This window comes from Brevibacillus dissolubilis (assembly GCF_006170445.1).
Lineage (GTDB): Bacteria > Bacillota > Bacilli > Brevibacillales > Brevibacillaceae > Brevibacillus_B > Brevibacillus_B dissolubilis.
Genome location: NZ_VCNA01000015.1, coordinates 63,099 through 75,857 on the forward strand (window position 1 = coordinate 63,099; position 12,759 = coordinate 75,857).

15 protein-coding genes and 1 riboswitch are annotated in these 12,759 nt (G+C 47.6%); of the genes, 4 read left to right on the forward strand and 11 right to left on the reverse strand.

What is annotated here, in order from left to right; all coding sequences use genetic code 11:
- Positions 1-258: 258 nt before the first annotated feature.
- On the forward strand, positions 259-696 hold the full coding sequence (locus tag FGI41_RS21970) for a DUF1641 domain-containing protein (protein ID WP_139492447.1): 438 nt from the start codon (positions 259-261) through the stop codon (positions 694-696).
- A 39-nt stretch (positions 697-735) separates the two neighbouring features.
- Positions 736-1,911 carry an NAD(P)/FAD-dependent oxidoreductase gene (locus FGI41_RS21975; RefSeq protein WP_139492448.1) on the forward strand — a complete coding sequence of 392 codons (1,176 nt, stop codon included), beginning with the start codon at positions 736-738 and terminating at the stop codon, positions 1,909-1,911.
- 64 nt (positions 1,912-1,975) lie between these two features.
- Here the strand turns inward: FGI41_RS21975 and FGI41_RS21980 are convergent, their stop codons facing one another.
- Positions 1,976-2,320, reverse strand: a complete 345-nt coding sequence (locus FGI41_RS21980; protein ID WP_139492449.1) for a zinc ribbon domain-containing protein YjdM — start codon at positions 2,318-2,320, stop codon at positions 1,976-1,978.
- 65 nt (positions 2,321-2,385) lie between these two features.
- Between FGI41_RS21980 and FGI41_RS25285 the strand changes: the two genes are divergently transcribed.
- Positions 2,386-2,922: an EcsC family protein gene (locus FGI41_RS25285; RefSeq protein ID WP_139492450.1), complete on the forward strand. Its 537-nt coding sequence runs from the start codon at positions 2,386-2,388 to the stop codon at positions 2,920-2,922.
- A 40-nt stretch (positions 2,923-2,962) separates the two neighbouring features.
- On the opposite strand, the gene FGI41_RS21990 is transcribed toward FGI41_RS25285, so the two are convergent.
- From FGI41_RS21990 to FGI41_RS22015, 6 genes are all read right to left on the reverse strand, one after another.
- Positions 2,963-3,166, reverse strand: coding sequence for a DUF1272 domain-containing protein (locus tag FGI41_RS21990; RefSeq protein ID WP_139492525.1), 204 nt, complete (start codon positions 3,164-3,166; stop codon positions 2,963-2,965).
- 140 nt (positions 3,167-3,306) lie between these two features.
- Positions 3,307-3,837, reverse strand: a complete 531-nt coding sequence (locus tag FGI41_RS21995; protein WP_139492451.1) for a DinB family protein — start codon at positions 3,835-3,837, stop codon at positions 3,307-3,309.
- A 61-nt stretch (positions 3,838-3,898) separates the two neighbouring features.
- A complete protein-coding gene (locus FGI41_RS22000; RefSeq protein WP_139492452.1) occupies positions 3,899-4,849 on the reverse strand; it encodes a helix-turn-helix transcriptional regulator in 951 nt (316 codons plus the stop codon).
- Between the two features lie 255 nt (positions 4,850-5,104).
- Positions 5,105-6,055: a homocysteine S-methyltransferase gene (gene mmuM / locus FGI41_RS22005; RefSeq protein WP_139492453.1), complete on the reverse strand. Its 951-nt coding sequence runs from the start codon at positions 6,053-6,055 to the stop codon at positions 5,105-5,107.
- Positions 6,056-6,065: 10 nt separating this feature from the next.
- Positions 6,066-7,448: an S-methylmethionine permease gene (mmuP, locus tag FGI41_RS22010; protein ID WP_139492454.1), complete on the reverse strand. Its 1,383-nt coding sequence runs from the start codon at positions 7,446-7,448 to the stop codon at positions 6,066-6,068.
- An 88-nt stretch (positions 7,449-7,536) separates the two neighbouring features.
- A riboswitch (SAM riboswitch) is annotated at positions 7,537-7,641 on the reverse strand.
- Positions 7,642-7,731: 90 nt separating this feature from the next.
- Positions 7,732-8,319, reverse strand: a complete 588-nt coding sequence (locus tag FGI41_RS22015) for an NAD(P)H-dependent oxidoreductase (protein WP_139492455.1) — start codon at positions 8,317-8,319, stop codon at positions 7,732-7,734.
- A gap of 123 nt (positions 8,320-8,442) precedes the next feature.
- Between FGI41_RS22015 and FGI41_RS22020 the strand changes: the two genes are divergently transcribed.
- The gene (locus FGI41_RS22020; protein WP_368656822.1) at positions 8,443-8,868 is read left to right on the forward strand and encodes a MarR family winged helix-turn-helix transcriptional regulator; all 426 of its coding nucleotides are present in this window, start codon (positions 8,443-8,445) and stop codon (positions 8,866-8,868) included.
- Between the two features lie 529 nt (positions 8,869-9,397).
- Here the strand turns inward: FGI41_RS22020 and FGI41_RS22025 are convergent.
- The 4 genes from FGI41_RS22025 to FGI41_RS22040 form a co-directional block, all read right to left on the reverse strand.
- A complete protein-coding gene (locus FGI41_RS22025) occupies positions 9,398-10,063 on the reverse strand; it encodes a PspA/IM30 family protein (RefSeq protein WP_139492457.1) in 666 nt (221 codons plus the stop codon).
- A 1-nt stretch (position 10,064) separates the two neighbouring features.
- On the reverse strand, positions 10,065-10,487 hold the full coding sequence (locus FGI41_RS22030; RefSeq protein WP_139492458.1) for a hypothetical protein: 423 nt from the start codon (positions 10,485-10,487) through the stop codon (positions 10,065-10,067).
- A 129-nt stretch (positions 10,488-10,616) separates the two neighbouring features.
- On the reverse strand, positions 10,617-11,927 hold the full coding sequence (locus FGI41_RS22035; protein WP_255298595.1) for a sensor histidine kinase: 1,311 nt from the start codon (positions 11,925-11,927) through the stop codon (positions 10,617-10,619).
- Positions 11,917-12,591 (reverse strand): response regulator transcription factor, encoded by a 675-nt coding sequence (locus tag FGI41_RS22040; protein WP_139492459.1) that lies wholly within the window; start codon positions 12,589-12,591, stop codon positions 11,917-11,919. Before FGI41_RS22040 ends, FGI41_RS22035 begins: the two co-directional genes overlap by 11 nt.
- Positions 12,592-12,759 lie beyond the last annotated feature (168 nt).

Consider the following 12,759-nt stretch of genomic DNA (forward strand, 5'->3'; position numbering starts at 1 on the left):
TGTGTCAATATCCAGCGTAATGGGAGTTCTATCCCACAAAAAAATAGGGCATCCCGCACGGTGTCGATTCTTGGAAAATAAGGGCGTCATTTTTTGTCATCAAATCTTCTGGTTTGTGCGACAAATCGGATTGTTACTAGAAATTTCGCTTGATTTAACAGGCCCAAAGTGGTACTATTTAGAAAGTTTTATGTGAAAATTTTCACTAATCTTTTAGGTACGAAAAGATATTCATAAAATATGCAAAGGAGTCTTACTATGTCGAAAACTGCCGAGCAAGTGCTGGAAGTCACCACAGAACAAAAGACTACCCGGGAACCATTAGACGTTCTTGACCAACTGATGAAACCTGAAGTACAGGAATCTCTGACTATTTTGGTTGAGAATCTGCCAAAGTTAACTGAAATGGTAACCGTGCTGACCAAAACCTACGATGTAGCGAATGCTCTCGTGAACGATAAAGTCTTCATTGAAGATATCAAAGGCGGCATTAACGAATTCGTGAAGCCTGTAGAAGCGAAGGCAAAAGAATGCATCGCTACTGCTATCGAAGCCAACGACCGTGCTACCGAAAGCAACGAGACCATCGGCCTGTTTGGCATGATCAAAATGCTGAAAGATCCACAAGTACAAAAGGTTCTGCGTTTCTCACAAGCATTCTTGGAAATCATGGGAGAGCGTCAAGCTCGCCGATAATTCATTGACATACTTCAATCACGGACGGGGGAAGAAAAAATGAAGAAAGTTCTCATCCTAGGCGGCGGGTATGGCGGTCTGCTTAGTGCGTTAACGGTAAGAAAATATCTGACACCACAAGAAGCTTCTGTGACGGTGATCAACCGTTTCCCAACACACCAAATCATTACCGAGCTGCACCGCTTGGCAGCTGGTAACCTGGATGAAAAAGCAGTTGGCCTTCCACTGGAAAAACTGCTCCGCGGCAAAGACATCGATCTCATCATCGACTCCGTAGGCAGCATCCAACCAGAAAAGAAAATTGTTGTAGCAACGAACGGCTTTGAATACACCTACGATATCCTCGTAGTAGCACTCGGCAGTGAAACTGCATTCTACGGCATCGAAGGGATCGAAGAAAACAGCTTCACCCTCAAATCCGTTGAAGAGGCGAACCGTCTTCGCGCTCACATCGATGCCCGCCTCGAAGCATACAGCCAGTCCAAAGACAAAGCAGATGCTACCATCGTTGTCGCAGGCGGCGGTCTGACCGGTATCGAGCTGGTTGGTGAATTGGTGGACATGCTCCCAGAATGGTGCCGCCAAAAGAGCGTAAACTTCAGCGACATCTCCCTCTACTGCGCAGAAGCAGGTCCTTCTATCCTCGCAGGCTTCGAGGCTGAGCTGGTAGAACGCGCGCAATCCAGCTTGGAAAAACGCGGTGTAACCTTCCTCACCGGTGTGCCAATCGCTGCCTACAAAGATGGCGCAGTCGAACTCAAAGACGGCCGCACCTTCCCTACCAACACACTCGTATGGACAGCAGGCGTACAAGGTCACTCCGTTGTGATGAACTCCGGTATCGAAGTAAACCGTGGCCGCGCAACTGTAACCGAAGGCCTCCAATCCACTTCCCACAGCGACATCTTCCTCGCTGGCGACAGCGCAGTGGTGATGAGCGCAGATGGTCGTCCTTACCCACCAACCGCTCAATTGGCTTGGCAAATGGGTGAGACTGTTGGTTACAACATCTTCGCCTACATCAAAGGTCTTGAGATGGAGAAATTCGAGCCTGTGAACTCCGGTAAGCTGGCTAGCTTGGGCCGCAAAGACGCGATCGCATCCGTAGGTGCAAGCGGAACATTCATGAAAGGCTTCCCAGCTGCTCTGTTAAAAGAAGGCTCTAAGACTCGTTACCTGACTCATATCAATGCACTTTTCGCATATGCTTACTAAGATTTTTACCGTATAAAAATGAAAGGCGTCCAACACATGGCTGGACGCCTTTTTTTTGTTACCTCTATACCTTTTTCACGAACTCGGATTTCAGCTTCATCGCGCCGAAACCATCGATCTTGCAGTCGATGTCATGATCGCCGTCTACAATCAGACGGATGTTTTTCACTTTTGTCCCGACTTTCAGGACAGATGAGCTACCTTTTACTTTGAGGTCTTTGATGATGGTTACGGTATCACCATCGTTTAGGATGTTGCCGTTAGCGTCTTTGAAGACTCGTTGTTCTTCTGCGCTTGCCGTTTCTGCTTCCAGCGACCACTCATGCGCGCATTCCGGGCAGACGAACTGGCCTTGGTCTTCGTATGTATAGGCTGAATTACATTTTGGACAATGTGGTAACGTAGACATCTTTACATTTCCTCCTTGAAGTGACTTTTCCAAGTATAGTGGAAATGTAGCAGTTTTTCCACTGCATGCCCCAATTGTTTGGAAACTGTAATGATTGGATGCAGCAGAAGGAGCGGCTACCGGTTTTTTGGGGGATTCTTTCTGCCCCTGTCGATATTCCGGCAATCATTACGCTAGCGACCCGTACCATCGACAAAATTGGATTATGTTACGGTTATGAGTGCACTTCTGAAAGTGATAAGAACTTTGTACTGGCCATTCTATCGGCATCAGGAGCCAACTCGATGGAAGAGAAAATGGCTGCCTTTGCAGCATTACGAATGGTTGAGAATACTGTTATGAAACAAACCTGGAAGCAGATCGCTCAAAAAGCAGTCCAGGACAGATTGAGTAACGAGGCAGCCATTATTGCTATTAGAAATCTGGCCAAACAACTCGGTATTCATTTGACAAAACGAAAAGCCCTTCAAGCCATCCCCGCTATTGGTGCTTTAGTCGGTGGTTCCGTGAATGGTTGGTATATTAAGGATGTAGGCTGGGCGGCAAGAAGAGCTTTTCAGGAGAGATGGTTAATCGATAACCAGAAAATCATAGACGCCTAAGCTGTGTTAACAATCGCGTATCGTGCCCATAGGAAAGGCTTTAGCCACCGATTGAACAGCTTACCGTTACAGCTCCACTTCTTGGCCTTCTGACAAGCTCGCCTCCGCAATTCGGGCATACCTGATGCATGCTTTCTGTACAGTCATGACAAAATGTGCACTCATGCGTACAGATATAGGCTACCGAATCGGTTTCGAGTTCTTTTGTACACTTCTCACATTGTTTTCTCATTTCCAAGCCCATGATAAAATACCACCCTTCCATCTACCATTTCTCTCATTGATATTTCGGATCTTGTTGAGAAATTTATTTGTAATGATAAAACCAATTTAATCAAATAATTGGTAATCAGGAAAGACCTAGTTTTACACGTTTACATTGCCTTACACATGAGCCTGCAAAAAGCCTTTTAACCGATCCTTCTGCCCCAGATGATGACGGTAATGCATCTCAATCAGCTGGTACCACTCTACGGCATTCAGTGCACCTAATCTCGGGTGTGCAACTTTATGCTGCGGAGAGATCAGGGATAGGGACGGTTCTACTTCCTTCATACGCGCCAGTACCGTGTTCAATCCGTCTGCGATCTGCTCTTTGCTGACAGGCTGTTGTGGCGTGTGTTGCGGGGAAGCGGGAAGTTTAATCCGCACAGGCGGGAAGGCTCCACGCGTAAACACATTTTGACCAGCCTCTGTCTTCTCTTCTGCCGTCACATTCGCCTCATTTTTGCACAACTCAATATTCTGCAACTGCATATACATAGCGGTGTTGATTAAGTGGAGGTACATCTGACCCAGCGACCACTCATCCTCGCTTGGCTGACGCGTCAACTGCTCCAGGCTGTAGTCGTTTAGCTCTTCCAGATAGTGCTTCGTCAGCTCTTCAAAACGCTGCAAGGTTTCATTTGTACTCATATATACCAGCTCCTGTTTAGTGATATCCCTATCATACGAAAACGCTACTGACAGCATTATGTCAGTAGTGTCCGAGCATTTTTTCGGCTTCCTCACGAATTCTACCCCGCAATGATTCAGGCTCCAGTACAACCACATTCGCCCCCCAGCCAAGTATCCATTCTAGCAGTTCTTCGGGATACCTGACGCGGAAGGTCATGAGCAGCCCATCTGGATGCTCCTCCATGGTGTCCAGGTAAAAATGATTCGCTTCCTTCACCCGATCGACGATTCCCCGCTTGGCTAACATCCGTACATACACATGCCGGTCGTCTGCTGGCTGGTAATCCTGCAAACGAAAGTCTGCCGGATATTCGTAAGTTTCGGCAATCACCTGAAGCTCACTCATCCGCGACAGACGGAAGTGCCTGATCTCTTGCCGCAGATCGCACTGCGCGATCAATATCCATGAACCGTGAACAAGCACAAGTCCATATGGTGCAACCACCCGAAAACTCTCGCGGTTGCCATCCGGTTCAGGTGCTTTCTTCGTATAGCGGAACTGAACTTTTTTGGTATGTAGCATAGCTTGGCGAAGAGCTTCTATTCTTTCCTTTTCGTCCCTGCTATGATCGTGGTCTCGACCAGTCGCCAACAGCCGGACGGTGGAGAGAATCCTGGCTGCTTCTGAGCGGACGTGACCCGGTAAGATCGCTTCGATCTTGGCGCGGGAGGTCTGGGCATGAGCCTGGTAGTGTGGATCGAACTTCTGCTCGACAAAATGAGCACCCATCAGCAAGGTGACGGCTTCCTCCGCTGCAAAGCTGACCGGGGGCAGGAAGTATCCATCCATCAAGGAATAGCCCGTTCCCGGTGAACCGATGACAGGTACGTTGGCTTCACTCAAGGACTGCATATCCCGATAGATGGTTCTGACGCTGGTCTCGAAGGTGGCGGCCAAATCCTCTGCACGCAGGGTGCCCCTCCGCTGTAGTTCGAGGACGATAGCTAGGAGACGGTCGGTTTTGTTCATCGGTTAACTCCATTGAGCAGAATCGGTTTCAAAATCGGATACAGAAGGGGAATCCATACCACGGTCTGATTGGGCGGCAAAATGACTCCTCCTTTCCACCTTATTTTTACCTTATCTTAGCAAATCTGGTGATCAACCATGAATACATGATACCATGTCGATAAAACAAAGCCACTCCTGACAGTAGGAGTGGCCTCTTCATTTTTTATTCGAACGCGTACCACAGCCAGTGTCTTTTAGCGGTTATGCTTTATCTTATTGCGGATTCCGCCACGTTTTTGCTATCTCTTCAATATGACGAGGCGCTGTTCTGCAGCATCCTCCGATTAGGCGTGCGCCTGCATCGTACCATTCTTTTGATTTCAGATCAAAATGGCTGCAGGATTGTTCCCCAGACCAGGTTTTCGTCTCTGGCTGATAGGTTTCACCCGAGTTCGGATAGACTAGAATCGGTTTACCGGTGCTTCCACTCAACTCCCGAATCGCACCTGTAACAACCGTGATTGGCGCACAGTTAAGCCCAATCGCCGCAATCTGTTCACTGCCATCGAATATTCTTGCACACTCCGCCAGCTTGGAGCCGTCACTGATCGACTTCTCATCTAGTAAGGAAAAGGACAGCCATGCATACGTACCCGGAAACTCCCGCAACAGTGACTCCAATACCTTGGCTTCCTGCAGAGAAGGGATCGTCTCAAAGGCTAACAGATCCGCACCTGCTTCAATTAACGCTGCCATTCTTGGACGATGAAATTGTGCCAGTGTCTCATCGGTCACACCGTAGATGCCGACATACTCGGAACCATCTGCCAGATAAGCTCCATAGGGTCCAACTGATGCCACGACCAATGGCTTCGGTCTGTTCGTCTGCGTATTTTGTCGCCAGAAATCATCTCTTGCTCTCCTAGCAATCAACACAGTCTGCTTAATCAGGTCCACCGCTTCCTCTTCTTGTATCCCGCGTGCAGCAAAACCTGGAATCGTCGCCTGATAACTGGCCGTAATCGCACAATCCGCACCAGCATGAAAATAGTCAGAGTGAACTTGATAAATCAATTCTGGACACTCCAGCAGTACCCGTGCGGACCACAGGGGATCGTCCAAATTACATCCATGTGACTCCAGCTCTGTTGCTAGTGCTCCGTCAAGTATCATCATGGAATGCTCAGATAAAATCGCGTCAATTGGATTGGTTTTGTTGGACATAATCAGTACCTCATTTCTTTAACTTTTGTGTCAGATAGTAGCTCCCGTAGCAAAGCAGGATGAATGGAACGCCACAATAAAGAGCAATCCGCTGGGTCGGGTCAAAGGCAATCCCAATCAGAGATGCCAGGCAAAGGATAAAAGAAGCGATCGGTACCAGTGGATAAAGCGGTACACGGTAGACCAGATTCTCTGGGGAGTTCCCTTCTTTTATATATTGTCTGCGGAATAGAAACTGGGAAGCACTAATACTCATCCACACGACCACCACGGCCAGACCCGAAATTGAAACAAGCACGATATACACCGTGTCTGGTGCCACCATACTGGAGAACAGAGACAATGCTCCTCCCAACATGCTGAAAATGACTGCATTCAGTGGAACACCCTGCTTGGTCAGCTTTGCAAAAACCGGTGAGATCGTGTTCTTGTCGGCCAGCGACCACAGCATACGGGAGGAAGCATAAAGACCGGAGTTGGCTGCAGACAGAATCGCTGTCAATATCACAAAATTCATAATATCTGCTGAATAAGGCACCCCGATTCGTTCCAGAACAGCTACAAACGGGCTCTCCAACACACCTGCATCCGACATAGGCAATAACGCAGATAACACAACAATCGTTCCCACAAAAAAGATGATCAATCTCCACAGGGTCGTGCGGATGGCTTGGGGGATCGTTTTTTCCGGATTGACCGTCTCACCGGCTGCGACCCCGATTAATTCCGTTCCTGAAAAGGCAAAATTAACGGCCAGCATGGTCATGAGGATCGCAAACGCACCATTCGGAAATAAACCCGCACTTGTCAGGTTGGTCAGGAACGGTGCAGACTCCGAACCAGCCATCGGCAGAAAGCCTACCATGGCCGCTCCCCCTACTACAATAAACATCACAATAGCCGCTACCTTGATCGATGCGAACCAGAATTCAGATTCAGCGAATAATTTAACCGTCAGTACATTTAAGACAAAGATTAAAATGGCAAACACAGCACTCCAGATCCAGACATTGACCGACGGAAACCATCTCTGCATCAGTAATCCAGCTGCCGTAAATTCAGAACCAAGGGCAACCGTCCAGGTCAGCCAGTACAACCAGGCTACCGTATATCCAGTTCCCGGCCCTATGTATCTAGCCGCATAGCTATGAAACGACCCTGTCTCGGGCATATGTACGGAAAGCTCCCCCAGACACAGCATCACCAGATACACCACCAAGGCACCAATCAGGTACGACAGAATGGTACCAAACGGCCCAGCCTGTTGGATCGTGTAACCCGAACTCAGAAATAATCCTGTCCCAATGACTCCCCCAAGCGACAGCATAATCAAATGCCGTGCCTGCATCTTTCTTTGAAATTCTTGCTTCTCTCTGTTCTCTGTGTTCTCCATCCCTAACCTCCTTTGACTCCTGTCCAGAAAAACAAAAACGCACTCTATAAAAGAGTGCGCGGACTGGCAAACCCAAACCTTACTTACGCTCTCATCTATCAGGCTCATCACCCGCTGGAATTAGCACAGTGTCTATAACAGACCTGCTGCTGAGGTTTCGTAGGGCCAGTCCCTCCACCTCTCTGGATAAGAATTTTCACCTAATTTATCAATCAATGAGATAATCGTCAAGATGTTCATTATTTTTTATCAATCTAATTAAATGGATGATGTAAGAGTAGGGCTATTGGTTCAGGGCCTTGAAGTATTTATAAACCTTTTCTAGATTCTCTTTATGCTTCCCTTGCTTTTTTTCCATACTGCCGAACTCGAAAAACTTCACCTTCCGAATCCCTACAAAATTAAACAGAGCCTTTCTCATCAGGACTTTGTGTGCATTATTAAGCCAGAACAACGGATACAGTGTCGGCCCCTTCATGGTCGAGATACATACGACCGACTTTCCTTTTAATAATCCCTCTGGAAAAGTCCTTCCATTCTCCTTATAGGCGAATCCAGAGCTAAACATCTGGTCAATATACCCCAACAACATCGCCGGTGGTCGTCCCCACCAGATCGGATATATGAAAACGACCTTATCTGCCCAGAGGAGCTGGTTTCTGTACTTCTCCAGCTTCGGGTCGATATGCATATCACGGCGGCGCTTCTCTTCATTGAATACAAGAACAGGATCGAACCCCTCTTCGTACAGATCCAAGACCTCTACGCTGTTCACTTTCTGGTTTTCCTTACACCCTTTTAAGACCTCTTGTGCAAAGGCGTAGTTCAGGCTCTGATGATTCGGATGTGTGAAGATCAACAAAATATTCATTCTCTTATCCCCGCTTACTTGTCATTTGATAACTAAAAGGTAACACATCATTTTTTGGTTGTCAAATGATAATTGTTTTTGGATAAGTTGTTTGTTATGTTGGTAACAGAGGTGAATCAAATCGTGGATAATCAACTGTTTCAGAAGTTTGTCCGTTTTATTACAGCAGTCCATGAGAACTCAAAGGAAATGACCAAAGGGATCCAGCTGGAATCCGTTACACCCGTCCAGTATCGTATCCTAGAATATATTTATGTGAGTGAGCCTGTTACGATTAGTCAAATTAGCGAATGCATTGATATGTCCATGCCGAATATGAGCCGTGAGCTTAAGAAATTAACCGAAAAGCAGTTGTGCGAGAAGATTACGGATGTCCATGATCGGCGGAAGCAGTATATTAGTCTGTCTGAAAAAGGGCGTGGGATGATGGATCAGGCTTTTCGGGAGATTGAGGTGCGGTTTATGGGGCTAATGGGGTCTCTGACGGAGGAAGAGCGTGCGGAGGTGGAAAGAGCTTTGGAGGTGCTTCAAAGTAAGGTGTTTAGGTAAGCAGGGAGGATGTGAGGGAATACGATGTTAACGTTTTGGGAGTTATTCACTCTGAAATATAGTCCCTACGCCTTTTATTTAGAGCCTATCTATTTTATTTTTCTAGCCATGGCTCCTATAATATTTCTTAGTATTAAGTCATATGGTTGGTTTGTCATTCAAGTGATCGTGAATGTTGCTTATTCGGTTTATTTGTTTGTACTAAGTTGGAATTTGACGTTGTCGGGTGCGAAGTGGAATACTGTATTTTTTGCAATTATATTATTGATGTATCTGTATGCCGTGATTAGAGCAGTTATCGCGCTTGGACGATTTATAAGAAAGCTGAGTAACTCTAACTCATTTTGATAATCAGTGGACTTGCCCTCTTTTCCTTTAAATCTCTAATTGATAAGACGTTTTTTTAATCGTAAAAGCCCGATGCATCAAGGTTCTCCGTGATCCTTAACGCATCGGGCTTTTCCAATCGTGGTATTCTTGTCGAGTTACATTAACTAACCCGTCTCATGCGCATTCGCCCTATTTTATTCTACTCTTGGTTCTGTTGTTTCAACTCGTCCAATGCTCTTTCAATATCATCCTTAAGCGTAGGGTCCAGATATTGAGGAGCGGTACGCTTGGCTGGGGAAGAGAAATGAGCAATCGCCTCTACTTCCGCTTCCAGCATCAGCACCTTTTCTTCCGCACGGGCAAAGCCTTTGGATACATGCTCTGTCTGGAAGGATACGACGCTCTGGTTCATCTGCTTCATAGAAGCAGCGACGTTGGCCCGGGAAGCCAAGAGCAGGCGGCGGTGGTTATACTCCTCCGATTGTGCAAGCAGTTGGGCAATGCGTTCTTCTAATGTTTTGGTTTGGTTCTGAATCGTCGCATACTGCTCCTGGTAGGCAGCCCATTTTTTCTCCTGCAGCAGCTTTTCCTGCAGAGCCAGCTTCGCGATATGATCCTCGCCCTGCTTCACGGCAAGCTTTGCTTGGCGGTCTCTTTTTTCCATGCTGGCTTCGGTCTCGGCGATCAGGGCGGCTTGTCTTTTTTCAATATACAATTGATTGGCCAGCGCTTTTTGTGCTTTGGCAAGCTCGTGCTCGAACTCGCGGATATATTGATTCACCATGTTGATTGGTTGTTCATACTTGTCCAACAGCCCGTTCGTTTCCGCCAAAAACAAATCTTTTACACGTCTGAAGATACCCATGTTAGTTCGACTCCTTTGTATTGGTTTGATTTTTTTCCCATTGATCCAAGAAATCAGAGGTAGTAGGGATCACAGGGGTTGCTTGTGCTACTAAGATACCGCCTGAGCTTTTTCTTCGTTTGTTGACCCAGTACAGCAATCCACCTGCGAGAACGATTCCACCTACGATCATGCCTCCATCGATGCCATGATGGTGTTGGCCGCCTCCACGCATCCCTCGATCGTGATGACCACGCGGCCCAGCAGCCCAAGCCTCTCCCCCCTGACTGGAGATGAACTGCCCCACGCTTTGCTTGGTGTGTGTGAATGCTTGCTCATATGGGGATCTGTCCACTCCTGCTACCCACTTCACGCCAATCCCGACTATGCTGAGGATTAACGCAATGATGATACCTTTCTTGATCCAACCTTTACCGGATCTCATGCTTCATCCATCCTTTCGTGTCTGTTGTTCTCTACATCTGTTACTATACCGACGGAAAGTAAAAGTACGGTAAACAGACAAAAATAAAAACCCTTCCTCTTTTTTGATAAAGAGAAAGGGCACGCCCTCCTAGAGATTTGGGAATTTCACGATAAATCTGCTGCCTTTGCCCACAGCGCTCTCCACTTCGATTGACCCTTGGTGAGAATCGATGATCCACTTCGCAATCGACAAGCCAAGCCCAGCGCTTCCTTCCTCCCGCGAGCGATGTTTCTGCACCCGGTAAAAACGGTCAAAAATCCGCGGCTGTTCGTCTTCTGGAATCCCGATTCCCGTGTCGCGGATAGAAAGAGACCAGTACGTAGGGTTTTGGCCCAACGTCAGCTCAACCTTCCCGTCCTCCGGTGTGTATTTGATCGCATTGTCGAGTAGGATATACACCACTTGCTTGATCCGCTCGATATCTCCCCTGACGGTCATCTGATCAGGCAGCTCGGCTTGCAGCGAGATGTGTTTTGTGTGTGCTACGGCTTCAAAGGACTGTACCCATTGACGGATCTTGGGCACCAGATCAAACGAAACCATCTCAAACTCAACCGCGCCCGAGTCGGAACGGGCGAGAATCAACAGGTGCTGGACCATCCCGCTCATCCGTCCGACTTCTTCCTTCAGATCTGACATGACCTCCTTGGAGAAGGAAGTCAAATCTTCCCCGTTCTCCATCTCGATCACATCCAAAGATGTATTCATAATGCTAAGAGGCGTCCGAAGCTCATGTGACGCATCCGCCAAAAATTGCTGCTGCTGCTTGTACGCCTGTTGAATCGGGATCATTGCTTTTTTGCTCATAGAATAACTCAGCCATACCGCAGCGATTACAAAGAAAACGAGAATAAAGAGGAAGACAAGCAGAAGATTTTGAAACACCTCGAAGTAAAAGGTCACGTCTTTGGCCGCATAGATAGCGGCAGGTCTTCCGTCTCCTGCCACGACCGGGCGCGCTCCCAGAAACAGCAGCCGCTCCCTTTCCTTTGGCTTTCTGATGTCATGATGAGCACGGGATGGCGTATTCCATTCCAGCCGGAACTCGTCCCGGTTCGGATGCCATCTGGCCAATTGCTCTACATAAGGAGTGCCAGCTGTCGGGAAAGCTTCACTTCCGGCCACAACGCCCCCGCGGTTATTGAGAATATAGAAAAAGTATAAATCCTCACTCCGAGATTCCGCCAGATCGGGTACGACCACCCTGCCATTCTCCGTCGCATATAACGCGGACAGAATATCTTGGCGCTGCTCCTGGTACACAAACCCCATGAAGAACACAGATACAATCACCGAAAACAGCACCAAAAAAAGAACGATCAGCCACGTATACGTGAAGGTTAGCTTTTTTTGTGTCTGAAGAAACAAATCTATCTTTTTCATGCGTTTATCTTTCAAATCGGTATCCAACCCCCCTGACGCTGTGAATCATCTGTCCCACTCCAATGCCCTCCAATTTATCCCGAAGCATCTTCACGGTCACATCCACGTTTTTATGAGACACATCGCTGCCAATCCCCCAGACGCGGTCGAGAATGACTTCCCTGGTCAGCACGTTGCCGATGTTCTGTAAAAATAAATCAAGCAGCTGATATTCCCGCTGGCTGAGGAGGATCTCCTCTCCATTTCGCAACAGTTGATGAGAAGTCCGGTTTAACGTAAACTCGCCAAACGTCACGGCATCCGCTTGAATCGGCGCGAAATTCCGCCGTCCGAGCGAACGCAAGCGTGCCAGCAATTCTTCCATCTCAAACGGCTTGGTCAGGTAGTCATCTGCACCAGCATCCAATCCGTGGATTTTATCCTGCAACGCATCCTTCGCGGTTAACAGGAGGATGGCCTGTGTGTAGTTGGATGACCGCAAGCTCTTGCATACCTCAATTCCGTCCATCACGGGCATCATCCAATCCAGCACCAACAGGTCATAGGACGAGCCTTTGGCATAGACCAGCGCCTCTTCCCCATTCTGTACCCAATCGACGTGGTAATTGCCTTTCTTCTCTAAGACGTATTTCACTAATTTCCCCAGTTTCTTATCATCTTCCGCAAGCAGAATGTTCACCTAAGATCACCGCCAAGTGTAAGTTATGATCACTTAGGATATCGAAGAAAAGCGAAAGTACGGTAAAAATGCGGTGTCGGATGAAGATTAAAGCCGTTATGATCTATAGTATATTCCATTATTCCGGTTTTGATTGGCAAGCAGGAAGTCCATCAGGCGCGACAATTC